Source organism: Neobacillus sp. DHD-1R, assembly GCF_057747995.1.
The window spans coordinates 1,406,969-1,430,849 of record NZ_CM173232.1; the positions used below are offsets into that span (position 1 = coordinate 1,406,969).

General features: G+C 37.2%; 26 protein-coding genes. 17 read left to right on the forward strand and 9 right to left on the reverse strand.

Annotation, left to right across the window (positions count from 1 at the left end; all coding sequences use genetic code 11):
- Window positions 1-256: 256 nt before the first annotated feature.
- The gene (locus AC3ANL_RS06680) at window positions 257-1,612 is read right to left on the reverse strand and encodes a YheC/YheD family endospore coat-associated protein (RefSeq protein ID WP_488328456.1); all 1,356 of its coding nucleotides are present in this window, start codon (window positions 1,610-1,612) and stop codon (window positions 257-259) included.
- Between the two features lie 198 nt (window positions 1,613-1,810).
- On the opposite strand from AC3ANL_RS06680, the gene AC3ANL_RS06685 reads away from it, so the two are divergent.
- The 4 genes from AC3ANL_RS06685 to AC3ANL_RS06700 all read left to right on the forward strand — a co-directional run bounded on the left by AC3ANL_RS06685 (window position 1,811) and on the right by AC3ANL_RS06700 (window position 6,068).
- Window positions 1,811-2,158 carry a YlbF/YmcA family competence regulator gene (locus AC3ANL_RS06685; protein ID WP_488328457.1) on the forward strand — a complete coding sequence of 116 codons (348 nt, stop codon included), beginning with the start codon at window positions 1,811-1,813 and terminating at the stop codon, window positions 2,156-2,158.
- A 238-nt stretch (window positions 2,159-2,396) separates the two neighbouring features.
- Window positions 2,397-3,266, forward strand: a complete 870-nt coding sequence (locus AC3ANL_RS06690; protein ID WP_488328458.1) for a Cof-type HAD-IIB family hydrolase — start codon at window positions 2,397-2,399, stop codon at window positions 3,264-3,266.
- Window positions 3,267-3,451: 185 nt separating this feature from the next.
- Window positions 3,452-5,071 carry a long-chain fatty acid--CoA ligase gene (locus AC3ANL_RS06695; RefSeq protein ID WP_488328459.1) on the forward strand — a complete coding sequence of 540 codons (1,620 nt, stop codon included), beginning with the start codon at window positions 3,452-3,454 and terminating at the stop codon, window positions 5,069-5,071.
- A gap of 205 nt (window positions 5,072-5,276) precedes the next feature.
- Window positions 5,277-6,068 carry an enoyl-CoA hydratase gene (locus AC3ANL_RS06700; RefSeq protein ID WP_488328460.1) on the forward strand — a complete coding sequence of 264 codons (792 nt, stop codon included), beginning with the start codon at window positions 5,277-5,279 and terminating at the stop codon, window positions 6,066-6,068.
- A 55-nt stretch (window positions 6,069-6,123) separates the two neighbouring features.
- On the opposite strand, the gene AC3ANL_RS06705 is transcribed toward AC3ANL_RS06700, so the two are convergent.
- Window positions 6,124-6,309: a YhzD family protein gene (locus AC3ANL_RS06705; RefSeq protein ID WP_488329674.1), complete on the reverse strand. Its 186-nt coding sequence runs from the start codon at window positions 6,307-6,309 to the stop codon at window positions 6,124-6,126.
- A gap of 121 nt (window positions 6,310-6,430) precedes the next feature.
- On the opposite strand from AC3ANL_RS06705, the gene AC3ANL_RS06710 reads away from it, so the two are divergent.
- The 6 genes from AC3ANL_RS06710 (at window position 6,431) to AC3ANL_RS06735 (ending at window position 14,253) form a co-directional block, all read left to right on the forward strand.
- Window positions 6,431-7,330: an ABC transporter ATP-binding protein gene (locus AC3ANL_RS06710; RefSeq protein WP_488328461.1), complete on the forward strand. Its 900-nt coding sequence runs from the start codon at window positions 6,431-6,433 to the stop codon at window positions 7,328-7,330.
- Window positions 7,323-8,576, forward strand: a complete 1,254-nt coding sequence (locus AC3ANL_RS06715) for an ABC transporter permease (RefSeq protein WP_488328462.1) — start codon at window positions 7,323-7,325, stop codon at window positions 8,574-8,576. Before AC3ANL_RS06710 ends, AC3ANL_RS06715 begins: the two co-directional genes overlap by 8 nt.
- A 135-nt stretch (window positions 8,577-8,711) precedes the next feature.
- A complete protein-coding gene (locus tag AC3ANL_RS06720) occupies window positions 8,712-9,932 on the forward strand; it encodes a metallophosphoesterase family protein (RefSeq protein WP_488328463.1) in 1,221 nt (406 codons plus the stop codon).
- Between the two features lie 20 nt (window positions 9,933-9,952).
- Window positions 9,953-12,952: an ATP-binding protein gene (locus AC3ANL_RS06725; RefSeq protein WP_488328464.1), complete on the forward strand. Its 3,000-nt coding sequence runs from the start codon at window positions 9,953-9,955 to the stop codon at window positions 12,950-12,952.
- Between the two features lie 54 nt (window positions 12,953-13,006).
- On the forward strand, window positions 13,007-13,951 hold the full coding sequence (gene yhaM, locus AC3ANL_RS06730; protein ID WP_488328465.1) for a 3'-5' exoribonuclease YhaM: 945 nt from the start codon (window positions 13,007-13,009) through the stop codon (window positions 13,949-13,951).
- Window positions 13,952-14,064: 113 nt separating this feature from the next.
- Window positions 14,065-14,253, forward strand: a complete 189-nt coding sequence (locus AC3ANL_RS06735; RefSeq protein WP_488328466.1) for a sporulation YhaL family protein — start codon at window positions 14,065-14,067, stop codon at window positions 14,251-14,253.
- Between the two features lie 83 nt (window positions 14,254-14,336).
- Here AC3ANL_RS06735 and AC3ANL_RS06740 read toward each other — a convergent pair whose 3' ends face one another.
- Window positions 14,337-15,212, reverse strand: a complete 876-nt coding sequence (locus AC3ANL_RS06740) for a peptidylprolyl isomerase (protein WP_488328467.1) — start codon at window positions 15,210-15,212, stop codon at window positions 14,337-14,339.
- Between the two features lie 221 nt (window positions 15,213-15,433).
- On the opposite strand from AC3ANL_RS06740, the gene AC3ANL_RS06745 reads away from it, so the two are divergent.
- Window positions 15,434-15,520, forward strand: a complete 87-nt coding sequence (locus AC3ANL_RS06745; RefSeq protein WP_098529756.1) for a YjcZ family sporulation protein — start codon at window positions 15,434-15,436, stop codon at window positions 15,518-15,520.
- 36 nt (window positions 15,521-15,556) lie between these two features.
- On the forward strand, window positions 15,557-15,649 hold the full coding sequence (locus AC3ANL_RS06750; RefSeq protein ID WP_040204450.1) for a YjcZ family sporulation protein: 93 nt from the start codon (window positions 15,557-15,559) through the stop codon (window positions 15,647-15,649).
- A 113-nt stretch (window positions 15,650-15,762) separates the two neighbouring features.
- On the opposite strand, the gene AC3ANL_RS06755 is transcribed toward AC3ANL_RS06750, so the two are convergent.
- Window positions 15,763-15,942 (reverse strand): hypothetical protein, encoded by a 180-nt coding sequence (locus tag AC3ANL_RS06755; RefSeq protein WP_488329675.1) that lies wholly within the window; start codon window positions 15,940-15,942, stop codon window positions 15,763-15,765.
- A gap of 289 nt (window positions 15,943-16,231) precedes the next feature.
- Between AC3ANL_RS06755 and AC3ANL_RS06760 the strand changes: the two genes are divergently transcribed.
- A complete protein-coding gene (locus AC3ANL_RS06760) occupies window positions 16,232-16,570 on the forward strand; it encodes a DUF1878 family protein (protein WP_488328468.1) in 339 nt (112 codons plus the stop codon).
- A 9-nt stretch (window positions 16,571-16,579) separates the two neighbouring features.
- Here AC3ANL_RS06760 and AC3ANL_RS06765 read toward each other — a convergent pair whose 3' ends face one another.
- Both AC3ANL_RS06765 and AC3ANL_RS06770 read right to left on the reverse strand, forming a co-directional pair.
- Window positions 16,580-17,155, reverse strand: a complete 576-nt coding sequence (locus AC3ANL_RS06765) for an HTH-type transcriptional regulator Hpr (RefSeq protein WP_488328469.1) — start codon at window positions 17,153-17,155, stop codon at window positions 16,580-16,582.
- A 172-nt stretch (window positions 17,156-17,327) separates the two neighbouring features.
- Window positions 17,328-17,687, reverse strand: a complete 360-nt coding sequence (locus AC3ANL_RS06770; RefSeq protein ID WP_488328470.1) for a YtxH domain-containing protein — start codon at window positions 17,685-17,687, stop codon at window positions 17,328-17,330.
- 187 nt (window positions 17,688-17,874) lie between these two features.
- Here AC3ANL_RS06770 and yhzF point away from each other — a divergent pair, with 187 nt between their 5' ends.
- A complete protein-coding gene (yhzF, locus tag AC3ANL_RS06775) occupies window positions 17,875-18,066 on the forward strand; it encodes a membrane protein YhzF (protein ID WP_488328471.1) in 192 nt (63 codons plus the stop codon).
- A gap of 68 nt (window positions 18,067-18,134) precedes the next feature.
- Here the strand turns inward: yhzF and AC3ANL_RS06780 are convergent, their stop codons facing one another.
- Both AC3ANL_RS06780 and AC3ANL_RS06785 read right to left on the reverse strand, forming a co-directional pair.
- Entirely contained in the window at window positions 18,135-18,662 is a 528-nt protein-coding gene (locus tag AC3ANL_RS06780) for a tryptophan transporter (protein WP_488328472.1), read from the reverse strand.
- 150 nt (window positions 18,663-18,812) lie between these two features.
- Window positions 18,813-19,232, reverse strand: coding sequence for an HIT family protein (locus AC3ANL_RS06785; RefSeq protein ID WP_488328473.1), 420 nt, complete (start codon window positions 19,230-19,232; stop codon window positions 18,813-18,815).
- A 637-nt stretch (window positions 19,233-19,869) separates the two neighbouring features.
- Between AC3ANL_RS06785 and AC3ANL_RS06790 the strand changes: the two genes are divergently transcribed.
- The 3 genes from AC3ANL_RS06790 to AC3ANL_RS06800 all read left to right on the forward strand — a co-directional run bounded on the left by AC3ANL_RS06790 (window position 19,870) and on the right by AC3ANL_RS06800 (window position 22,659).
- Window positions 19,870-20,610: an ABC transporter ATP-binding protein gene (locus AC3ANL_RS06790; RefSeq protein ID WP_488328474.1), complete on the forward strand. Its 741-nt coding sequence runs from the start codon at window positions 19,870-19,872 to the stop codon at window positions 20,608-20,610.
- Window positions 20,603-21,814, forward strand: coding sequence for an ABC transporter permease (locus AC3ANL_RS06795; RefSeq protein WP_488328475.1), 1,212 nt, complete (start codon window positions 20,603-20,605; stop codon window positions 21,812-21,814). Before AC3ANL_RS06790 ends, AC3ANL_RS06795 begins: the two co-directional genes overlap by 8 nt.
- Window positions 21,815-21,936: 122 nt before the next feature.
- Window positions 21,937-22,659 carry an EcsC family protein gene (locus AC3ANL_RS06800; protein ID WP_488328476.1) on the forward strand — a complete coding sequence of 241 codons (723 nt, stop codon included), beginning with the start codon at window positions 21,937-21,939 and terminating at the stop codon, window positions 22,657-22,659.
- Window positions 22,660-22,679: 20 nt separating this feature from the next.
- On the opposite strand, the gene AC3ANL_RS06805 is transcribed toward AC3ANL_RS06800, so the two are convergent.
- Window positions 22,680-23,855 (reverse strand): M20 family metallopeptidase, encoded by a 1,176-nt coding sequence (locus AC3ANL_RS06805; RefSeq protein WP_488328477.1) that lies wholly within the window; start codon window positions 23,853-23,855, stop codon window positions 22,680-22,682.
- Window positions 23,856-23,881: the final 26 nt, after the last annotated feature.

Genomic DNA, 23,881 nt, shown 5'->3' on the forward strand with positions numbered 1-23,881 from the left:
CAGCGCTTTTCTTATGAGATAAGAAAATATAAAAATTTTTGAGAATTGTCTAGCTCCAGCGCCCTAGCGGCTAGTGTCCTTCGCTCTCCGCCCTACGATAAGTCAACATCGATTCGCCTCCGGCTCTTCGTGTTTCCTTTATCTCAGTTGGAGCGCTCCATAAGGAAGGCTTCGGCAGCATTGGCATCGCACGAAGGGAAAGCGTTAGCTTTTCCGAGGAGGCCATACGCCGCTGACCAGGGCGCTTCCACTTTCCTTATTCAAAAGCAAGCTTTGTACTTAATTGAATGATTGCTTTGGCGGAGGGTCTAATTTTTCCTAAACCATCCTCGTAATTTTTTGACGGCTTTGAATTGACTTCGATTAACCAAGGTTTTCCTGCTTGATCAATGCCAATGTCAATCCCAAGTTCTCCAGTTAAACCTCCTGATTGCTGACTAATAACTGTGGCTGCAGCAAGTGCCAATTCCTTTATCTGACTCAATACTTCTAAAGCTTCTTTATGACTCATCGTAGAGCGTAAAGCATTTAAGGGCCTAGCCATCGTTCCCCCTCTTGCTAGATTTGAGACAAACTCCCGTTCTGCTGAAATCCTGGCCACTGTTGAGGTGACTGTCCAGTGATTATATTGATCCTTATGACAGAGAACTCTGAAATCCATGGCACATGATTGATGAGACATTAATGCAATACCTTGCTGGATAATATAAATACGCTTATGGACAAACGGTTTAATTAGTTGATAAAGTTCTTCTAAGGAATATTTTTTTTCACTATAATCGGCGGCATTCGTTAATGAGGTTTGGAACGAGTATTCTTGTTCCGTAACCTTCCTTATTTTAATAATGTTTCTGCCTTGACTCCCATGAATTGGTTTAAGGAAAATAGTGTCATATTTTTGAATAAAGTCGTAAAGATGTTCTTTCGAATATAGGTTTGTCGAAGGAATAAACAAAGAAAGTTTGTTTTCATTAATTAAGTGTTCATACACTTCCCATTTAGAGAGAAAGCGCTCATTGAAAAAGGGAATCATTAACTGTTCCACTTCTTGGCGAAATTGCTTATACTCCTTCTTATGTTCAAGGATTCTAGAATGAATTCTGTTATAAATGACGTCCGGTGCAGGAAGGGGGGCAGACACCCATTTATCCTTTTCCAAGTAATATCCTTGGTTTAAAAATTGCTTATAAGAAAATACATAAAAAAAACCGCCATACTCAGTTATTCCTTGATGCAGCTCCTCACAAAATAAATGGATCGAACGAAAGTGAGGTTCTTGATTGGTAAGTTCAGGGAAATCAGTTAGTAATCCAATTATAGGTCCAAGCTTCAACGTATGAGTTTCAGGATGAAATAAGGCATGAAATGTATAGGTTTGAATTGGCAGGCAAAATGTTTTTAGTAACATTTCAGGCAGATGAATTTCGTTACTAGACAATTGCGCTGTTTGGACTTTAGAGGTGATCGTTTTTTTTCCTATCAAGATAGTTAAATCCCGATTCTTTTCCAATTGAAGATGGTTATATAAATGATTGGACATTTGGATATGGCAATCATCTTGATTGGTTATTTCTCTAGGAACTACCGTAATCGATATTAATGAAAATGACATAATCACTCCTCATTTACTATAATCTTTGAGAAATGTTCAGCTCCTTTTCCAATGGCACTTCTTCATTACTAATAGGCATTAGTGGATATAGATAATGTATGTAAAACCGTATGGAATGGTGATTTTAACATTCTCGCATTTAATTGAATAGTTTGTTATAGTGATTAGGAAATGTTTATAAAAAGGAGTGGACTTAAAATGGCAGTTAATTTATATGATTCCGCATATGCGTTAGAAACAGCTATCCGTCAAAGCGCAGAGTATATACAATTACAGCAGGCCTATAAAGAAGTAAATGCTGATCCCCAAGCAAAACAAATGTTTGATCAATTTCGGCACATGCAAATGAATCTACAGCAAAAACAAATGATGGGGCAAGATATTTCTGAACAAGAAGTTCAGCAGGCCCAAGCAACGGTGGGACTTGTTCAGCAAAATCAAAAAATTTCGCACCTCATGGAAGCAGAGCAGCGGATGAGCATGGTTATTGGTGAACTAAACAAGGTCATAATGAAACCATTGGAAGATTTATACGGAAAAATGTAAGCTGTTTACTTTGAGGATGTCCCAACAGGTTCAAACCGACATTTAATGATCAATTTAGAATCGTCTGTTAAGAAATGTTCAGCGATTTCTTGAGTTAGTGCGGTCTGAAACGTTGTTTGGGATGTCCTCTTTTTCTTTTCTCAGATTGTCAGCTCTTTTGCTAGGACTGTTCTATAAATGAGTGAAAAATCATAAAAGTGATATAAAGGTAATTTCACCAAGAACAGGGGGCAACATAATGATTTATCGCTTGCTTGCGTTAAATATTGATGGAACGCTTCTCCAATCCAATGGGAAAATTCATAAGTCTACAAAAGAAGCAATTGATTACGTTCAGCAAAAAGGAATATATGTAACGTTAGTAACCTCGCGTAGTTACCCTTCCGCCCGAAAGGTGGCAAAGGCGTTAAAAATAAAATCACCCTTGATCACACATCAAGGCGCTTTTATTGCTAGTCCAGAAGAAAAAACTATGTATGTTAAGAGGATCAATGAGGACATTACCTATGATACAGTCCGTTTTTTAGAAGCTTTACCTTGCCAAATCCGCCTAGTCCATGAACAATTTTCATTAGCAAATAAGTTAAAGTTAAATAATCAATTATTAGCAAAAACTGTTTTCACTTCAGGAGACCCCGTTTTCTATTCTCAACAATTTGTGTCATCCCTTAGTGAATATTTGCATGAACAAGCAGTGGCACCACCCAAAATGGAAGTGTATTTTGAAGATGTGACTGACCTAAATGATGCAAAAAACGCGCTAAGTAAAATGTTTAATGAGATTGATGTGATTGAGTTAGATTCCCTAAGGTTGGATATTGTTCCAGCAGGTGTTTCAAAGCTAACCGGATTGTCTTATTTAGGGAATCAACTTGGTATTCGCAGAAGTGAAATGGTATATATTGGTGATGGCCTGGATGATATTCCTTTAATTGAAGCAGTTGGTCTAGGGGTTTCAATGTGGAATGCCGACTTCAAAGTGAAAAAGGCATCAGATTGGGTAACAAGGTCAGAAAATGAGCATGGTGTGGCCTATATGGTAAAGGAACACTTTCGAAAACAACAGCCGATTGAGTTCCTGAAAAAGATGAAAATCATAGAAAAGTGATTTTTACAGATATAAACGACCTATACCAGTTAATTCTCCTACTAAAATGTGAGTAGGGGAATTTTTTCTTTTTAGAGTTCGTAATAAAGGAATAATCATTCTGAATGTCGAATATTTACGGAGATTGACCGTGCAATGCTAAGAAAAAATTAAAGCGCTTTTATTATTGGAGGGGATGATTAGTTATGATGCAAACACCTTTAACCATGACACAAATGATTGAAAGGGCAGAAAAGTATTTTCCAAAAAAACAGGTTGTTTCCAGAACAGCAAGCGGCATCCATCGATTTACATACAAGCAAATTGCCGAAAGGACGAGGAGATTAGCTGACAGCCTGACTAAATTAGGAGTTTTAAAAGGTGAAAGGGTAGGAACCTTAGCCTGGAATCATCATCGTCATCTTGAAGCCTATTTTGCGATTCCCTGTATGGGCGCAATACTCCATACGATTAACATCCGCTTATCACCACAACATATATCCTTCATTATTAATCATGCAGAAGATCAAGTTCTCCTCGTTGATTCAGATATCCTGCCATTACTAGAAAGCTGTGCTGCAGAATTAAAAACGGTTAAGGCCTTTATCATTATGACCGACGAAAAAGAATTGCCTGAAACAACGCTCACTCCTGTTTATCATTATGAGAAACTTTTAGCAGATGCCAATCCAGAATATAAATATCCAGAAAATATTGAAGAAAATGATCCTGCAGGAATGTGCTATACATCTGCTACTACTGGGAACCCAAAGGGTGTGGTTTATTCACACCGTGGGATTGTGCTTCATAGTATGGCACTTGGGCTTGCTGACAGTGCTGCGATGAGTGAAAAAGACATCGCTCTCCCAGTTGTACCAATGTTCCATGCAAATGCGTGGGGAATGCCGTTTTCTGCAGTCTGGTTTGGCACATCTTTAGTGTTACCTGGTCCATATTTTACGCCCAAATTGATTGCAGAGCTAATCGAGCAGGAACAGGTAACTATTACAGCTGGGGTTCCAACCATATGGCTTGGCTTGTTAAAAGAACTGGATGAGGGTTCATATGACTTGAGCAGTTTGAGGGGAGTCTTATGCGGGGGATCGGCGGCACCAAAAGGAATGATTAAAGCATATGAACAACGTCATAAAATTCCCTTTATGCATGCCTATGGGATGACTGAGACGAGTCCACTCGTTGTTATTTCAACACTAAAAAGCTATCAAGAAGAACTGGATTTGGAAGAAAGACTTGAATTACGTGCAAAACAAGGGGTCATTGTCCCAGGTCTTGATATAAAGATCGTGGGGAAAGATGGTGAAGTTGCCTGGGATGGCAAAGAAATGGGTGAATTATGTATTCGCGGCCCATGGATCGCCTCTGAATATTATAAGGATGAGCGGACACAGGATGCCTTTCAAGATGGCTGGCTCCATACCGGAGATGTGGTAACCATTGATGAAGAAGGGTTTGTGAAAATTGTAGACCGTACAAAGGACTTAATTAAAAGTGGCGGCGAGTGGATTTCCTCTGTCGATCTAGAAAATGCCTTAATGGCACACAATGCCGTTTTTGAAGCGGCAGTTGTAGCCGTTCCACATGAACGCTGGCAGGAACGGCCAATTGCTTGCGTTGTAGTCAAGGATGCTTATAAAGGGAAAACAACAAAGGAAGAATTAATAGAATTTCTAAAACCGCAGTTTGCTAAATGGTGGATTCCAGATGACATTCTCTTCCTTGATGAAATACCCAAGACATCAGTTGGAAAATTTTTAAAAATGACTCTGCGGGATCAAGTACAAAAAGAAGTGCAGGAAAAAAATTAATGAACTAGGACAAGGGGATACGTCTCTTTGTCTTTTTGCTGTGATCTTTAAAAATTAGGCTCTGTTAAACGGTATTGTTGATTCTCTCCATTTTTAACAGGAAAATTAAATAGAAGAAAATTCAATATATTAAGAAAGCTTGTTTTTATTCTGGTTCATTCCATATATAATGGAAGTGAATGAAGAAAAAGGGAGGGTATTTCCAATGTCAATCAATTTTGTAACGGATAAGGTGAACTTGCGAGTCAACGGCCGCGTTGCAACAATCGAAATGAATAGGCCAGAATCATTAAATGCTATGGATCTAGATGTAATAAAGGGGCTTATTTGTAAACTAAAAGAAATTAGCGATTCAGATGATATTGATATTGTGGTGATTACTGGAAAAGGCAAGGCTTTTTCCTCTGGCGGTGATATTAAAACCATGCTGTCCAACATGAATGAAAACGATTTCTTTCCTGTTATGGATTATATTAGTGAATTAATTATTACACTTTATAGCATTCCGAAACTAACGATTAGTGCGGTTACTGGTGCTGCTGCCGGCTTGGGATTTAGTTTAGCATTGGCGACAGACCATATTATTGCAGACAAAGCAAGTAAGCTGGCGATGAATTTTATTGGCATTGGGCTGATTCCAGACGGTGGAGCGCATTTCTTTTTAGAAAAAAGATTAGGTGAGACAAAAGCAAAGCAAGTAATTTGGGATGGAAAGATGTTAAGCGCTGATGAGGCCTTTAAACTGGGATTGATTCAAGAGATTGCAGAGGGTGATCTTGAGGAGACACTAGATGAAAGGGTCTCAGATTGGCTAAGCCGTCCCATTCAGGCAATGATTAAAACAAAAAAAATTATGGCTGAAAAGAATCGCCCACAGTTGTTAAAAATATTGGAGTTAGAAAAGTATGGTCAGCAAAAAATGCGCGAAACGCTTGACCATCAAGAAGGAATTAGTGCCTTTATAGAAAAAAGACGCCCTAATTTTATTGGAAAATAATAAGAGGATGTCTCAAAACAATGGATTAGGCCCTTTGTTTTGAGACATATCTTTTTTATGATTTAAAAAGAAGTAGTTTGCCACTAGGAGAGGTGCATCGATGTGTCTTTTCTAATAATGCCTTCTCTTGTAATAGTTGTTCTCCTTGTTTCTTGGCTGCCTCGTCATTTTCCGCTTGGAAGCTTTCGTCTAAAAGTTTTTCTCCATTTGCCTCGAAAGCAGTTAATTTATAAGTATTCATCATAAATCCCCCTTGTAAAAGAATGTTACTAATATTTTCACATAATTCACTATATTGTGCAAAAATAAATTGAAACCATAATATGGTATATTCGTATATGTAAGGGAAAGGAGTGTGTGAAATGGTCCTAAAACTTGAACATGTTACCAAACGATTTGGCTCATTTACGGCCGTAAACGATCTCTCATTAACAATTCCTGCAAAGGAGATGTTTGGTTTTTTAGGAGCAAATGGCGCGGGCAAAACAACTACATTTCGTATGATCTTAGGGTTACTAGACAGTTCGGGTGGGAGAATTACCTGGGACGATAAACCAATTGATTATTCCACAAGCCATCTTGTCGGCTATCTGCCCGAGGAACGAGGCTTATATCCGAAACTTAAGGTTCGCGATCAAATCGTCTATTTAGCTAGATTGAGAGGAATGCAAAAAGGCGAAGCGATAGTGGAACTAAAATATTGGCTGGATCGGTTTAAAATTCCAGAGTATGAGAATAAGAAAGTTGAAGAGCTGTCCAAGGGGAACCAACAGAAAATCCAATTTATAGCGGCTGTTGTGCATCGGCCCAAATTATTAATACTTGATGAGCCCTTTAGTGGACTTGATCCTATAAATGTCGAAATGCTAAAGGAAGCCGTTTTGACTTTAAAGGAAAATGGAGCGACGATTGTTTTCTCCAGTCATCGAATGGAGCATGTTGAGGAAATGTGTGAACACTTATGCATTTTACATAAAGGAAGTCCAGTCGTATATGGTTCTTTAAAGGAAATTAAACATGAGTTCGGAAAAAAGAATCTCGTCATCCATGCAGATTTTTCTTTAGATTCATTGAAAGGCTTTCCAGGGGTAGTGAAGTCTAAAATAACTATGGAAGGAATACATCTGCAGATTGAAGGAGAGTATATTGCTGAAAAAATTCTTAAGGAAATTGTCCATAACGGGTTTATTAGAAAATTTGCCCTTGAAGAGCCTTCTTTAAATGATATTTTTATAGAGAAAGTAGGTAATTCATATGAATAGTTTTTGGATTATCTTGTTACATACCTATTTAACTAAACTAAAGACTAAGTCATTTATTGTCACAACTTTGTTGACCGTGGTGCTCGTATTAGCGCTTACCAATATTAATAGGATTATTGATTTATTCGATAAAAACAATGGAAGAGACAATATTGCTGTCTTGGATGAAACAGGCCAGCTTTATGAACCTTTTATCCAACAGGTAGGAACAATTAACAAGGAGCTTAAACTTACCCTTTACAAGGGTAATGAAAAAGAAGCTGAAATGGCAGTAGAAAAAGGAGAGTTTAAAGGGGTCATTCAGTTAGGTTTTAATGATGAAAAATTACCAGAAGCAACTTATAAAGCCATGAGTATTGCAGACTCATCACTATTTACTGACCTTCAAACAGGCTTGCAGCAAGTAAAAACCATGATGGCTGCTTCACAAATAAATTTGGCTCCTAATCAGCTGCAAAAGCTTTATGAACCAGTTTCCTTTGAAAAAGTTGCCCTTGAGAAAAATGCCAAGACAGAAGAAGAACTGAATCAAGCTAGAGGTCTCGTCTATGTCCTATTGTTTATTATTTATTTCGCCGTAATTATGTATGCTAATATGATAGCGATGGAAGTAGCGACCGAAAAGTCTTCTAGAGTCATGGAAATCTTAATTTCTAGTGTCTCACCGATCAAGCAAATGTTTGCCAAAATAGTGGGGATCGGACTATTAAGTCTAACACAATTAGCAGCATTTCTTATAGTTGGTTATTATTCGTTCACTATAAATATAGATTCATTAAAAGATGGTTTTTTCGGTGTATATGGATTTGGGAATATCCCAGTAGGGACTATAGTGTATGCTGTCATTTTCTTTATTCTTGGCTATTTTCTCTATGCCACTCTTGCAGCCTTTTTGGGCTCACTCGTCAGCCGAATTGAAGATGTACAGCAGATGATTACGCCAATGACATTACTGGTTGTGGCTGGATTTATGATTGCAATGTTTGGTCTTGGTAAACCTGATGCCACCTTCATTACCGTTACATCTTATATTCCATTCTTTACACCGATGATTATGTTTTTACGGGTGGGGATGTTGACCATTCCAATATGGGAAGCACTAGTAGGAATTGCCATTCTTGTGGCCACAATTGTTATATTGGCCATATTTGGTGCTCGTGTTTATCGAGGCGGTGTCTTAATGTATGGAAAATCCAATTCCTATAAAGATATAAAAAAAGCTCTTCAATTAACAAAAAACGAATAGTTTTTTAGGGAGAATGTCTAAAAAGGGTCTGACCCTTTGTTTTAAGACATTCTCTTTTTTCTTTTTAAAACAGAACGTGCATTCGTTTTTCGTAAATGCTACAATGGAGAAAAGATGGTGAGAGGATTTTTTTATATGAAAAGGATATCGTTTATTCATGCGGCAGATCTTCATTTGGACAGCCCATTGGTCGGATTAAGGCATTTGCCTTCTACTATCTTTACAAGGGTGAAAGAGAGCACTTTTACGGCATTAAGAAGGCTTACAGCAACGGCTATTGAGCGGCACGTTGATTTTGTCATCATAGCGGGCGATTTATATGATGGGGAGGATCGCAGCTTACGGGCACAAGCACGCTTTCGAGCCGAAATGATCAAGCTTGCAGAAGAGGAAATTCCCGTTTTTGTAGTTCATGGTAATCACGATCATCTAAATGGTTCCTGGGTGCACCTAGACATGCCTGCAAACGTTCATTTTTTTGACAATGAGGTTGAAATGAAAATACTTCAAACCAAGAGCGGGGAAACCGTCCACCTTTATGGGTTTAGCTATGCCACTAGGCATGTATTTGATCGTAAAATAGATGACTATCAGAAAATAGAAGGGGCAGATTATCATATTGGTATCCTTCACGGCAATGAAAGTGCTGGGACGGAGCATGATAACTATGCACCATTTTCAATCAAGGATTTACTGCAAAAGGACTTTGATTATTGGGCATTGGGACATATCCATAAACGGGCCATTTTGTCAGAAAACCCACCCATAATTTATCCAGGCAATCTTCAAGGAAGAAATAAGAAAGAGTCGGGCGGTAAAGGATTTTACCATGTTACGTTGACAGATCATGATGCAAATCTAGACTTTGTTGAGTCCTCTGATGTTATTTGGGAAGAAGCCATCATTGATGCTTCCTCAGCAAACAACTTTCATGACATCCTTCATTTATGTCAAGTTTGCATCAATAATCTTCGAAGAGACCATGCAGGGACTTTATTAACACTGTCTGTTAATGATACTCAGTTAGCTGATGAACGTGAAAAGAGAAGCATGGATGGTGAGCTGCTGGAGCTTCTTTTAGAAGCTGAAAAGGATGAGGAATCGTTTGTATGGGTTGTTGACTTAAAAACCATGGAAAAAGTGGAGATTAATAAAGAACTATTAAAAACAGAAGCAAATTTTTATGGAGAACTTTTTGAAACTGTCAATCAGTATGAAGATTCCGGAAAAGCCCTAGCTCCACTGTATGAGCACCCTTTAGGAAGAAAGTATTTATCCCATTTATCTAAGGCAGAGCAAGATGAACTAATTGAAAAAGCGGAGAACTTGTTAATCAAATTACTTTATCAATCCTGATCGAAAGGAGGAAATATTGATTGAAAATACTGGAGTTACAAATATATGGCTACGGCCAATTAGAAAATGTCAACATGACCAACCTGACTGACTTTCAAGTTTTTTATGGAGAAAATGAAGCTGGAAAATCTACTATCATGGCTTTCATCCATGGCATTCTTTTCGGGTTTCCTACCAAACAACAATCCGATCTTCGCTATGAGCCAAAGCATAGTACCAAATACGGTGGGAAAATCAGAATTTATCACGAAGTGCTCGGATATGCGGTTATCGAGCGGATTAAAGGGAAAGCAACAGGCGATGTTAAAGTAATTCTAGATACAGGCGAGATTGGCGGCGAGGAACTCCTGAAAGAATTACTTGCAAACTTTGATAAAAGTATATTCCAAGCTATTTTTTCCTTTAATTTGCATGGACTTCAGAATATTCATCAAATGAAGGGTGAAGAAATCGGGAAATTCCTGTTTTCCGCTGGAGCATTAGGAACAGAACAGTTATCAAAGACTGAAACTTTTCTGCAGAAAGAGTTAGATAACCGCTTTAAGCCGTCTGGCAAGAAGCCATTGTTAAATGAAAAATTACAGGAAGTCCATGAATTAAGTGGAGAATTGAAAAAAGCTGCAGCAAAAACGAAAGAATATGAAAATTTGATAGAAAAAAGAGAAGTTTTGAAGAAAGAAATTGAAATTGCAATTAGCAAGCTTCAGGAAATTGGCGAAAAAATAGAAAAACTGAATGAATGGAAGAGAATCGGGTCCATTGTACAGGAAGAAAAGTGGGCAAAGAAAGAGCTATTGGAGCTAGGAGAAATCCACTTTCCTGCTCACGGAATTGCAAGAATCGAAAAGGTAAATCAACTCATCCATCCGCACAAAGCGGAGATCATGAGTATCACCGAAAGAATAGAAAACTTAAAAAAAGAATTAGCAGCTATCGAGCCCAACCTTGTTTTCCTTGAAAGCGAGCCTGCTATTATCACCTTACTTGAACAAGTTCCAATTATTGAACAGTTGAATCTAGAGAAACAGCAATGCGAAACAAAACTCGCAGAGTATGAAGAGAAGCTTGCTAATACAAGTGAAAAGCTTCATTTACCTCTAGATGAGGATGAGATTTATACCATTAATACAAATATATATATGAAAAATCAAGTTGAAATAGTGGCTCAAAAAAGGAAAAAGTTAGCAGAAGTACAAGAAGAGTTAGAGGGGCGGTATCAAGAAGAAAGAAAGGCATTGGAAGAATTAGAAAAAGAAGTCCGCTTGGCTGAAAGTAAAATCCTTGATAAACAGAAAAGGGTTGAACTTGAAGAGCAGGTTAGATTTGGAAGTGATAAGAAAAGCCTCGAGTGGGAATTAACAACTGTAATAGAAAAAATAGAATTTTATCAGCAGGCAAATGCAAGGGATAAAGCTGCACGTGAAAAGATGAAAAAGCAGAAAAAGCTCCAGTATTTATTGTTTGAGTTAATTTTATTTGGCCTCATCATGTATGGTTTATTTACAAAGCAATGGGTTCTATTATACCTTGGCGTGTTGGGCTGTATAGTCGCAGCTATTTTTATGAAAAAAGGCAACAAGCAGGCTAATGAGGAAGATCTAGATCAACCACTTAATGGGCTAAGAGAAAAGGAACAACTGTTAAAGCAAAAACTTCAGTCAACGAAATATTTGGATTTAACCATGCTCGAGAACCAGTTACTGCAAGATACTAAAAGACGTGAAGAACTGCAAATGTTAAAACTAAGGCTAAAACAGCAGCAAGTGGTATATGAAAAGATACTCTCCAAATTTGAAGAGTGGGAGTTAGAGACGAATCAAAATAAAGAAAAGCTGTTATCCATTAGTCGAGAATTAAAAATACCAGACTATATTGCGATGACATTTTTACAGGAAGCTTTCACATTAATAGAGCAATTCAAGTCAATTGGCAGAGAAAAAAGACAGCTTCAAATTAAAATTGAGCAAATAAATCTTCAGCAAAACAAACTAATTGGAAATATAAAATCTTTCGAAAATCGTTTTTTAGAAGAAAACGGCTTAGATATACATAAGTCTGCTTATCTACTACGAAATAAGCTAAAGGAAGAGCATGAAAAGCAAATAAAGAGCCAAGAAAGATTGGGAAAGCTCGCTGATTTAACAGCTGATTTGCAACAAAAATCTCAAGAGTTAGTGCAGCTACAAACGGAACATACGAAGCTTCTACATGCAGCTAAGGTGGAGACGGAGCAGCAATTCTATGAACTTGGAGCTAAAGCAGAAAAATATGAGCAACTGCTAGAGAGACTTAATCAACTTCAAAGTCAGCTTCACTACTCGATTCTTTCTGAAGAGGTTAGGGAAAGCTTTTTAACCATTTCCGATCCAGTGGAATTAATTAAGGAATATAATCTTGATGCCCAACAATTGCAAGCAAAATTGAAAAGTTTTCAAACTGAATATGCTTCCGTAAAGTATGAAATTCAAATTCTCGAAGAGGGAGGTCTGTATTCTGATATTCTCCATCATTTCAAGCAGAAAAAGTATGAACTTGATGAGGCAGCAAAGGAGTGGTCTGTCTATTGTTTAGCTCAAGAGATTTTGTGGCAAACAGTTGATAAATATAAAAATGTTCATTTACCAAAGATGCTTGCAAAAGCGGAAGGATACATGTCTTTTCTTACAAATGGAAGTTATCATAGGATCCACCTTCAGAACTCCGGTACTGGCTTTCTAGTCGAGCGTAGGGACCATACTTTATTTGAAGCCGATGAACTAAGCCAGGCAACAACGGAACAGTTATATGTAGCCATTCGGTTTGCCTTGGCGACAACACTTTATGAAAACTATCAGTTTCCAATTATCATCGATGATAGTTTTGTCAATTTTGATGAAAAAAGGACGAAAAAAGTAATTGAGCTGCTTAAAGGATTGAAACATAATCAAATTTTATTTTTCACTTGTCATAAGCATTTACTTCATTTATTTAAAAAAGAGGAGGTTCTTTTTCTAGAGAAAGGTGCTGTTCAGATTATCTAATAGGAAAATAATTGGATATGTTATACTCTTACTATGGGAAGGAGTGTGGAGAGGTTGAGCAAAGGAATATTACATTATGATGTGGGAGAACAAGTTGAATTATTTCTCCTAATTAAAAGTTCCATAAAAGGGATTGCGAGTAACGGCAAGCCATTTTTGACATTGATCTTCCAAGATAAAAGTGGGGAAATAGAGGCAAAGCTTTGGGATGCTGGGGCGGATGAAGAAAGGAATTACGCTGCCCAAAATATTGTAAAAGTTATTGGAGATGTACAAAATTATCGTGGGAAAAGTCAGCTTAAAATTCGCCAAATCAGAAAAGCCGGGCTATCCGATGGCGTAAAGCTTGATGACTTTCTAGAAACTGCACCAGTCAGTCAGGAAGAAATGGATAGTAAGTTGACACAATATATTTTTGAAATGAAAAATCCTAATATCCAAAGGATTACCCGCCATTTAATAAAGAAACATCAAAAGGCCTTTTTAGAATTTCCTGCGGCAACGAAAAATCATCATGAATTTGTTTCAGGCCTTGCCTATCATGTCGTAAGCATGCTTGACTTAGCCAAGGCGATAACGACTTTATATCCTAGTCTCGACAAGGACCTCTTGTATGCAGGTGTTATTCTACATGATATGGGAAAGGTAATGGAATTATCGGGGCCGATTTCAACGGTTTATACGATTGAAGGGAATTTGCTTGGTCATATTACCATCATGGTTGGTGAGATTGGGAAGGCTGCAGAAGAGCTTGGAATATCATCGGAAGAGGTATTAATTTTACAACACCTTGTTCTTAGCCATCATGGAAAAGCGGAATGGGGAAGTCCCAAGCCGCCATTAATTAAGGAAGCAGAAATTCTTCATTATATTGATAATCTTGATGCCAAAATGAACATGCTGGATCGGGCATTAGAGCGAGTGAAGCCTGGTGAATTTACTGAGCGGATTTTCGCCTTAGATAACCGTTCGTTTTATAAACCAGTTTTTCATAATTAAGAGAAATAACCCTATAAAGGGTTATTTTTTTTGCCAAGAAATGAATATTTTGAGGAATATTGAATAAGTTGTAATGTAAAGTGGACAGCCACTATAGAAGGGAGCAGGGGACATTGACGATACCTATTTGGATTTATGCAGTTGTGGTTGGAATAGTAATTAGTGCATTAATGGCCATAAAAACGGGCAGAGAAGAGCGGGAGTTGGAAATGGAAAACATTGAACGAGAAGGGGAAATCTATATTCAACGTCTCGAACGGGAGAAAGAATTGCGTGAGGAAATTAAGGCTACAGGGGAATAAAAAATCAATCTAGTATTGAAATTCAATGAAAAATGAAAAAAAGCGGGAACACCCAGTTTGTCGGGGGTTTCCGCTTTACTTCATTATTGTGCTGCTGGAGTAGCTTGTGGCTCAAGCGCATTTTTTAAATCCTTGTCACTTACTTTGACATCTGCTGCTTTAAGTTCACGCTGCATCGCTTTTTGGATAGAATCACTTGTTAATTTTGATGATTTTACTTGATATTCAATCTCTTTCTTCATTTCATCATAAGGTTTTTTCTCTTGTTTCTCTGTTACTTGAATTATATGATAACCGAATTGTGTTTTTACTGGTGCACTAATTTCATTTGCTTTAAGAGCAAATGCAGCCTTAATAAAATCAGGGTCATATTGTTCTTTATTCGTGTTGTTAATTGTACCTAAATCGCCGCCATTTTGTGCAGAAGCTGTGTCAGTAGAATATTCTTTCGCAACCTCTTCAAATTTAGCACCGCCATCAAGCTTTTTCTTCACTTCATTTGCCGTTGCTTCATCAGCTACAAGAATATGGCGAGCCTTAATATCTGGCTGATAGGAAGCATAATAGTCTTTTAATTCCTTGTCGGTTACTTTAACATCCTTTAAAGCAGCCTTTTCCTGCATCATTCCGAGCTTCATTGTTTTCTTTAAATCATCTTCATTTTTATAGCCGTACTGTGCAAGGGTGGTCTCAAAATTGGTACCAAGCTGTTTTTTTAAGTCAGCCACTTTAGCATCCAATTCTTTATCAGTAACTTTGTATTTCTTTGAAAGAACTTTTTCATACATAAGTTGCTGAAGGGCTTGATCTCCAATCTTTTCCTTCATCGTATTGTATAGTTCCTCTTGTGTTACATTTCCAACTTTGCTCTCTGCCACTGTATTAGAACTGCTCTGATTACATGCACTTAATGCAAGAACCCCGCCAGCCAATGTAAGGGCCAATATCCATTTTTTCATGATGAATCTCTCCTAAACAGTTAAATTCTTGTGGGGTCTACTTGTCCACAATGTTTACTATAACATAAATGGGTACCACTGCAAAAATAAAAGATGTGAGCATATATAGAAATTTCAAAAAAAGCAAAATAGACTTTTCCATAAAAAATAAGTGAAGTGCCTAAACGAAATGAAACCTTCATGAATAGTATATCTTAGCAAATTAAAAAGGAGGTATTACGATGAGTGCAGGATATGGCGGTGGATTTGCTCTAATTGTAGTCCTTTTCATCCTATTGATTATAGTTGGGGCTTCTTGGGTTTATTAAGACAAAAAAATGAATTATGAAAGGAGGTCAAGATATATGTCTGGTGGCGCAGGTTACGGTGGAGGATTTGCTTTAGTTGTAGTCCTTTTCATTCTGTTAATTATCATTGGAGCTTCTTGGATCTATTAATAAAAGGATAGTAAACAAAAAAGCGATGAGATTGCCTCATCGCTTTGCTTTTTGTAACGCTTGGATTAAACATTACACATCCAAAAACAATTGTCAGCCTATTCATTGATGGATTATGTATATAAAATTTCCAAGTATGATGATATTAGTAATATCGTGATTAAAACATTAATCGTGCGGAATACCTTATGTTGGTTTTCTTCGGGTATTTCCTTTTGGATACAAAGTGAATTTGTCATTTTATTTACATAAAACAAAATAAATATTGCTAACACAATAAAAACGGAGATCATCATTGATTCCCTCCCTAATGGTATACTATAATTACGGTCCAACAATTACTCGACGTGAAGTTTATTCACGGAATAAGTGCTTTCACTTTTCTCTATACAATATCAAAAAATGCAAAAAAAAGATAGTCATAAAGAATGGAAGAGTTCTAGACAATTTGGATGGAGCCTTGAAAACGCCAATTGCCGCCAATTGAAATCTCTTAAAAAGCTTAAAAAAGGTTTACCCACCTCTTTAAAAGGTGAATAATGAACATAAGATAATGAAAAGGGTTGAAAAGAGGACAAATATATGAATGGACATGAGTTGCTTTTGCAAAGAATTAATCTGCTTGAATATCATCAAAAGCTGTTAATTAAGCTTGTTAATAATCCAAAGCTTGAGTTTTATAAGCTAATTATTGAAAAAGGGTTATCTGAGCAGCAGATCGCTAATTTCTATCATTTATGTGATGAGTTGAGCGAGAAATTAGCAGAACAAAAAGCGGAAGGATATGTTTACTTCCATCCGCTTTTCGAAGAATTATCAGCTTCATTGCCTGGGAATCTAAAAATTGAAGAAGTAGTTAAGGCTTGCTTGCTCCAAAATTTGTACGAGCCGCTTTTTCGGGAGTTCAATAAATCTCTATAAGCATGTGATTTATACTAACTCTTGTTCCGTTTTGTTTGCCTTTTTCAACTTCCCGTCTTCTTCGATAAAGTCAAGTTCAATATTTTGAAAAGAGCGTTCGAAAATCTCCATGAAATCATCACCATAAATATTGCGAATAATCGCCATCATTTCAATAATATCTGGAAATTTACCATACAAGTCCCGGAGTGGAAGGGCACCTGAAAAAGCCGCATTGCCTTTTGGTTCATAGGTTTCCATTGATTGAAGTAAAATTTCTTCACCTTTGTCTGTAAGCTGGATATACGTATTACGTTTGTCGTTTTCCTTTTTTGAAAATTTCAGCAAACCTCGTTCTTCTAACTTTTTAGAAAAGTTAAACGCTGTGGAGACATGCATGACCCCGAATTTTGCCACATCTGAGATAGAAGCCCCATTCAAATGATAAGCGATCCAAAGAATATGGTGTTCATTAATATTCAAATCAAAAGGTTTAATCCATTGCTGCCAATCTTTCTCAATCGATTTCCATAATGCTTTACTCAATTGTGTAATTCTTTGACTAAAAATCATTGCTTCTTTCATAGAATATTGTTTCTCAGTCATCCCCATTTTCACCTACTTTTATATTTCTCTATTTTCATTATGCCAATAAAATAAAAATTAATAAAGCATAAATTCACAAAATTTTTAGAAATCATAATAATCTTATATTGATTCTTAGGATTTTTTCTGTTAAGGGCGTCTCCTCCTTCAATATTTAATGAAAAATGATCTATTAACGATGTTCTAATATTTTTTCTTCTAATTCCTGGACGGTTTCCTTCATTTCGACAATTTCTCTTTGGATCGCTTGTTGTTGAGGTTGTACATCTTCTTCCCATTGGACGAGAGAAGATTTCACTTCCGATAAGAAGTTTACCAATTGTTTTTTTCCTTCTTTCGTTGCATGTGCAGTTGAATCTTTCAATTGGATTAGGTTCATTTTAAGTTCTTGCAACTGACTAAGTGCAGATTGCTTATTTTCTTTTAGTTTAATTCTTGTTACTTTACCTGAATTTGGAGCTGTTAAAAATATACTAATACCTGCAGCAAGTCCCCCAGTTATAAATCCATATAAAAACGGTTTCACTTTCATTTTACTTGTCTCCTCCGAGTAATGGTAAATTTTAGAATATTTAATTTGATAAAATAATTTTTTTAAATAGTAATCCAATCCTTACTTACCAAAACGAGTCCTTGATCATCATAGGATTGGGCGGTAAAACATATAAATAGTTACAACCAATGTTCGAATTTTCGAATCTAGTAGGGGGACATTAAAGATGAAGGGTGTAGCTGTGACGTTTTTTATCTCGAGTGCAATTCTAGTTTTTGGATCTTTTAAATATTTACTTGTTTTAAAAAGACCAGGTGTATATCCGCCAAAACAAGTGCTAAAGAAAAGAGTTGCTGCACTGGCTGGCGGTGGAGGGATATGCCTGCTAGTCGCTTTCATACTTTCATACTTTTCATAGAAGAGTTGTGATATGTAAGTTAAGAAAAAGAACCCAATGGGTTCTTTTTCTTAACAGGATCCCGAGCATTACTTTTGAATGACGGAAGCGGATGACATTTTCGATCTTTTTAAAATTGATTGAGCTACTGGATACAAAATAACCATTATAATAGTATTTAACACAATTGCTGGTAAAACACCCACTCCAAATAGTGCTGCAAAAGGACCTGGTAAGCCCACTAGAAAAAAGGCTGATCCTAAAAAGACACTCCCTGAAACTAATGTTCCCACTGCTGTTAATACGGCAGCAGTTACGATTGGTTTGGTGATTTTTCTTAAAACTAAGAATAAACCAAAAAAGATTAAAGCAGTAACAAGTTTATCAATCATATTTGGAATTTGACCGTTAGGAAACTGTGTTGTTAAGGCAGATAATATTCCCGTCACAATGCCCATAAGCACGACACCTTTTACTTCTGGAACTAGAATAATTCCTAAAAACATCATGGCCAGCATCATGTCAGGCTTAATTCCAAGGAAACTCGGCATGATTGTATGCAAGACGACTCCAATCCCCGCTAAAAGTGCTAATACTACTAAATTTTTTGTATTCATTTCTCATCTCTCCTCTGCTATCCTAAGCTATTTGTTCCTCCTGCAGTGCACTGATTGCCTGCAGCGAAAAACTTACAATCATTATACCATATTACGATAATATATATAAAGAAATAATTTTCAGAAAATTATCCTGCTTTACTATATATCTTAAAGTTGTTTGGCAATTTTTTCTGCCATTTCCTGTAATTTTTGAGATGTATAATCGCTTTGATTGTCTTTCCAAACAGCGCCAAAGCCATCTCCCTTGCCATAGCGCGGGATTAGGTGCATATGATAATGAAAAACAGATTGTCCGGCATGTTCACCGTTATTGTTAAGGGTGTTTAAGCCAATGGGTTCGAATTCCTTTTTCAAAGCATTTGCAATGGAAGGGACAACTTCAAAGAAATTTCTAGCAATTTCAGGTGTCAATTCAAATAAATTTTCCTTATGTACTTTTGGGATGACAAGCGTATGTCCTTTTGTAACTTGACTAATATCCAAAAAGGCAACGACATGTTCATTTTCAAAAACCTTTGCTGCCGGAATTTCACCGTTAGCTATTTTGCAAAAAATACAATCACTCATTTCATAAACAACCCCTTCAAAATAGTTTGTATTATTTTACCACATATCTTAAAAATGATGGAATAAAAGCTATCCAGTTTGCTCCGTTTCCACGAAAGAAAAAGGCAGGATCCGCGTGGAATCCTGCCCTCTCGAAGGGGAACTGCTTCAAATCTGCGATCATTTTAGGAGTGTTCTTTGATAAACACCTCATTTTTCGTAGAGTGTTTTTTTATAAAGAGACATCTTTGTTCAAGCTGACCATCCCCTATTTGTTTTTATATGTTTTCCCAACTTATAAAAACAGGTAGCGATCTGCGGTAAACACCTCATTTTCCGTTTATTTCTTTAAGATAAACAGTGTTGGTGTTACTTGAACTCTAAATGGTTACCATGCACATTGTACAATACAACCATCCCCTTATTTGAATCGAATAGAAGCTCACTTGTTTGAAAGGAAATTGTCTTTTACAGACACCTCATCTCAAATTTAGATGAATCACTTCATCGGAGTAAGTTATTTCCCCTTCGAATATTATGATGTCCGATTGCAAAGGAATTATTCCAAAAATTTTATAAAAAATTGAATTCCTATTTTTATCGAGCGTAATTTGATAAAATTAAAACCATAAACTTCGATGGAGGAAGGACGTTGTAAATGGCTTTATTAACAATCGATAAGCTTGTCGGGGGATATACAAAAAACCCTGTATTAAAGGATGTTTCTTTTGAAGTAAAAGAAAAAGAAATTGTGGGCCTAATTGGTTTGAATGGGGCTGGGAAGAGTACAACCATTAAACATATAATCGGACTAATGGAACCACATCGCGGTACGATCCAAATTAATGGACGGTCCTTTACAGAAAATAAAGAAGCCTATCGCCGCTTATTTACGTTTGTTCCCGAAACCCCTGTTTTGTATGAGGAGCTAACCCTTGATGAGCATTTGAAATTAACTGCGATGGCGTACGGACTCGATGAGTCTACCTTTAAAACACGAATTACACCGCTTCTGTCTGAATTTCGAATGGAGAAACGATTAAACTGGTTTCCTGCTCATTTTTCGAAAGGGATGAAGCAGAAGGTCATGATCATGTGTGCCTTTCTTGTCCAGCCATCGTTATATATCGTGGATGAACCCTTTGTTGGTCTTGACCCATTAGGGATTCAGTCCCTGCTTGATTTAATGAAAAAAATGAAAGAAAATGGGGCGGGTATCTTAATGTCGACTCATATTCTCGCTACCGCAGAAAAATATTGTGATCGCTTTGTCATCCTTCATGAAGGGAAAATCCGGGCAAAAGGTACACTTGTAGAGTTAAGAGAGCAATTTTCGATGCCAGCAGCCTCTTTAGACGATTTGTATATTCAACTAACGAAGGAAGAAAATTATGTTTGATGAGAAGAAACTTTGGAAGGATCGAGCAGGTCGTCGATTTAAAGATTTAGGAAGATATTTACGGTATATTTTTAATGGGCATCTTGTCATTGTTTTGTTATTTTTAATTGGTACAGCCGCATTTTATTATCAAAACTGGATTGAGACACTTTCAACAGATTTTCCAGCAGAACTTATTATGGCTGTTTTGATTGGGGTTTTTCTCACGTACAGTCCGGTGTATAACTTTTTATTAGAAGCAGACAAGGTGTTTCTATTGCCACTTGAGAGTAAGTTAAAAGGATATTTTTTCCGTTCCGGGGCGGCAAGCTTTGTCTATCAAGGTTATATTCTGTTGATGGTACTAGCAGTGCTTATGCCAATATATGCACATGTCAATAATAATAGTTTTAGCTCTTTTATCCCGTTTCTAATCGTGTTATTCATTGTGAAGGTTTGGAATTTAGCTGTTACTTGGAATATCAATTATTATGTTGAGTCATCCGTACATAGATGGGATTTGGTTGTCCGTTATTTTTTGAATGCCGCATTATCCTTTCTACTGTTCAAACATGCTAACATTATGATTCTCCTGATCATGGGAGTGATCATTATTTTTTATTATTACACCTTTTCTGCCAAAACTGGAAAAATGGGCTTAAAATGGGACCAATTAATTGAGCAAGAGGAAAAGAGAATGGCTTCCTTTTATCGGTTAGCTAACATGTTTACCGATGTTCCAAAATTAAAAGATACTGTGAAAAGAAGAAAGTGGCTTGATCTATTTATACGCAATATCCAATTTTCACAAGAAAAAACCTACCTGTACTTGTATGCACGAACATTTTTGCGCTCCTCCGATTATCTAGGCTTATTCATTCGTTTAACTGTAATCGGCGCACTTGCCATTTATTTTATTTCCTTTGGTCTGGGGCAAATTTTGCTTAGTGTGTTATTTTTATATTTAACGGGCTTTCAATTGCTGCCATTATGGAATCACCATCAAAACAAACTATGGGTGGACTTATACCCGGTTGCCCAACGCTATAAGACTGATTCGTTTCACTTTTTATTAATCGTGATCTTATCTAGTCAATCCGTCATCTTTGCATTTTTGATTTTAATTAAAGGTGAATGGATGATTTCCCTGCTTGCTTTACTCGCTGGGCTGGCGTTTAGCTATATTTTCGTCTATTTTTACGCTAAAAATCGATTAAAAGCATAATCTGAAAAAGGATGTCTTAAAACAGGGGTCAGACCCTTGTTTTGAGACATCCTTTTTTTTTGAAACTAATGGGCGGTTTCCAACGTATTTAAGCATAAAATGATGGTGAGGGGTGGATTAAATTGAACGAGTATGAAATAAAGGTGTACGAAGAAGTAGAAGAATGGAAGCGAAAGTTAACAAGACGTTCAGGAATGATGAACCGAATATCAAAAAAAGCTCAAGGGAGAATCAATGAATGGATCCCCGAAAAGGTTCATGAGGTCATGACGGAAAGCATCAAAGGGATGGTAAAAGCGACGTTATTTGGCTCACAGGTTACAACAAATAAGGATCAGGCACGCGGATTAACGCTAGCAGAGAGAGATGAATTAGCACACAAAAAAATAGCTGCCTATCAGAAGACTGCTGTAGTGGAAGGAGCGGGAACAGGGGCAGGAGGGATTTTATTAGGTCTTGCTGATTTCCCATTGCTTCTGACCATTAAAATGAAATTTCTGTTTGAAGCAGCCGTTATATATGGATTTGATACTAAGGAATATGAAGAAAGATTATTTCTCCTTCATGTTTTTCAATTAGCTTTTTCAAGTGAAGAAATCCGCAAGAACACCTTAAATGAAATTGAAAATTGGGACAGCCGGAGGGAGGTTCTCGTGGAAATGGATTGGCGTAAGTTCCAGCAGGAATATCGGGATTATATTGATCTTGCGAAACTATTTCAGCTTGTGCCAGGAATTGGCGCATTTGTTGGTGCCTATGCTAATAATAATCTCCTCAAACATTTAGGAGAAACAGCGATGAATGCCTATCGGTTAAGGTTATTGCAAAAAGCCCCTGACATCTAGATGTCAGGAGCTTAAGTTGGTTATTCATTATGGATTTTTAAGGCAGCTGTTCCTAGCGTTTTGGCAGCAATTAACATGGCTTTTTCATCTATATCAAATTTTGGATGGTGATGGGGATATCCAGTTTCGGCTTCAGCAGGTTTTGCTCCGGTGAAAAAGAAGGTTCCAGGAATCTTTTGCAAATAATAGGCAAAATCTTCACCGCCCATTTGGAGTTCGGTTTCTTCAATGTTGATTACATCCGGAACAACTTGTGCACATTTAATTAGAAATTCGGTTTCTTTTTCATGATTAACCACTGCTGGGTATCCTCTGAAAAAATGATACTCATAACTGCTTTCAGACATATAACATGTACCATATGTGATTCTTTCTATTTCATTTTCAATAAATTGGCGATTGTCTTCGTTAAAAGTACGAACAGTACCGATAAGCTTTGCCTTGTCGGCGATGACATTGAAGGCATTTTCCGCTGTAAAAGAAGCAACGGTAACCACTGCAGAATGAACAGGATTCACCTTGCGGCTGACAATTTGCTGAAGATTTAAAACGAGCTGTGATGCCGTAACGATGGCATCCTTTGTTTTATGTGGCTGCGCCCCATGCCCGCCTTGACCTTGGATTTCAATTTCAAAACGGTCAGCTGCCGCCATAATCGGACCTGTTCGGTATTGAATGGTTCCTGTCGGTTCACTTGCCCACAAATGGGTACCAAAGATGACATCCACACCATCTAAACAGCCATCCTCAATCATTGGGGCAGCACCGCCAGGAGCATACTCTTCTGCGTGTTGGTGAATAAAGACATAAGTCCCTTCAAGTTCTTCTCGAAGTTCATGTAATGATTTTGCAAGAACGAGCAGCGTGGCAGTATGCCCGTCATGTCCACAGGCATGCATAATTCCGGGAACCAATGACTTGTAAGGAACATCTTTTTGGTCTTGAATGGGTAATGCATCAAAGTCTGCTCGTAATGCGACTGTCTTACCCGGCTTTTTCCCAAAAACTTTTGCAACCACACCATTTCCGCCCACATTACCTTTTACCTCGATATTCAGTTTTTCATAATAGGATTGGATTAACTTAGCTGTGTTATATTCATGAAAAGATAATTCCGGATGCTGGTGCATATAACGCCTGATTGAAACCATTTCTTCATAGTAAGCCTCTAACTTAGTAAACAATGTAGTTAACATATGTAACTCCTCCACTCTGATTGGAA

What these genes read in the sequence shown, in the direction of transcription:
- AC3ANL_RS06680 (WP_488328456.1), bottom strand. Translation starts at nt 1,612, where the DNA reads ATGTCATTTTCATTAATATCGATTACGGTAGTTCCTAGAGAAATAACC.
- AC3ANL_RS06685 (WP_488328457.1), top strand. Translation starts at nt 1,811, where the DNA reads ATGGCAGTTAATTTATATGATTCCGCATATGCGTTAGAAACAGCTATC.
- AC3ANL_RS06690 (WP_488328458.1), top strand. Translation starts at nt 2,397, where the DNA reads ATGATTTATCGCTTGCTTGCGTTAAATATTGATGGAACGCTTCTCCAA.
- AC3ANL_RS06695 (WP_488328459.1), top strand. Translation starts at nt 3,452, where the DNA reads ATGATGCAAACACCTTTAACCATGACACAAATGATTGAAAGGGCAGAA.
- AC3ANL_RS06700 (WP_488328460.1), top strand. Translation starts at nt 5,277, where the DNA reads ATGTCAATCAATTTTGTAACGGATAAGGTGAACTTGCGAGTCAACGGC.
- AC3ANL_RS06705 (WP_488329674.1), bottom strand. Translation starts at nt 6,309, where the DNA reads ATGAATACTTATAAATTAACTGCTTTCGAGGCAAATGGAGAAAAACTT.
- AC3ANL_RS06710 (WP_488328461.1), top strand. Translation starts at nt 6,431, where the DNA reads ATGGTCCTAAAACTTGAACATGTTACCAAACGATTTGGCTCATTTACG.
- AC3ANL_RS06715 (WP_488328462.1), top strand. Translation starts at nt 7,323, where the DNA reads ATGAATAGTTTTTGGATTATCTTGTTACATACCTATTTAACTAAACTA.
- AC3ANL_RS06720 (WP_488328463.1), top strand. Translation starts at nt 8,712, where the DNA reads ATGAAAAGGATATCGTTTATTCATGCGGCAGATCTTCATTTGGACAGC.
- AC3ANL_RS06740 (WP_488328467.1), bottom strand. Translation starts at nt 15,212, where the DNA reads ATGAAAAAATGGATATTGGCCCTTACATTGGCTGGCGGGGTTCTTGCA.
- AC3ANL_RS06745 (WP_098529756.1), top strand. Translation starts at nt 15,434, where the DNA reads ATGAGTGCAGGATATGGCGGTGGATTTGCTCTAATTGTAGTCCTTTTC.
- AC3ANL_RS06750 (WP_040204450.1), top strand. Translation starts at nt 15,557, where the DNA reads ATGTCTGGTGGCGCAGGTTACGGTGGAGGATTTGCTTTAGTTGTAGTC.
- AC3ANL_RS06755 (WP_488329675.1), bottom strand. Translation starts at nt 15,942, where the DNA reads ATGATCTCCGTTTTTATTGTGTTAGCAATATTTATTTTGTTTTATGTA.
- AC3ANL_RS06760 (WP_488328468.1), top strand. Translation starts at nt 16,232, where the DNA reads ATGAATGGACATGAGTTGCTTTTGCAAAGAATTAATCTGCTTGAATAT.
- AC3ANL_RS06765 (WP_488328469.1), bottom strand. Translation starts at nt 17,155, where the DNA reads ATGACTGAGAAACAATATTCTATGAAAGAAGCAATGATTTTTAGTCAA.
- AC3ANL_RS06770 (WP_488328470.1), bottom strand. Translation starts at nt 17,687, where the DNA reads ATGAAAGTGAAACCGTTTTTATATGGATTTATAACTGGGGGACTTGCT.
- yhzF (WP_488328471.1), top strand. Translation starts at nt 17,875, where the DNA reads ATGAAGGGTGTAGCTGTGACGTTTTTTATCTCGAGTGCAATTCTAGTT.
- AC3ANL_RS06780 (WP_488328472.1), bottom strand. Translation starts at nt 18,662, where the DNA reads ATGAATACAAAAAATTTAGTAGTATTAGCACTTTTAGCGGGGATTGGA.
- AC3ANL_RS06785 (WP_488328473.1), bottom strand. Translation starts at nt 19,232, where the DNA reads ATGAGTGATTGTATTTTTTGCAAAATAGCTAACGGTGAAATTCCGGCA.
- AC3ANL_RS06790 (WP_488328474.1), top strand. Translation starts at nt 19,870, where the DNA reads ATGGCTTTATTAACAATCGATAAGCTTGTCGGGGGATATACAAAAAAC.
- AC3ANL_RS06795 (WP_488328475.1), top strand. Translation starts at nt 20,603, where the DNA reads ATGTTTGATGAGAAGAAACTTTGGAAGGATCGAGCAGGTCGTCGATTT.
- AC3ANL_RS06805 (WP_488328477.1), bottom strand. Translation starts at nt 23,855, where the DNA reads ATGTTAACTACATTGTTTACTAAGTTAGAGGCTTACTATGAAGAAATG.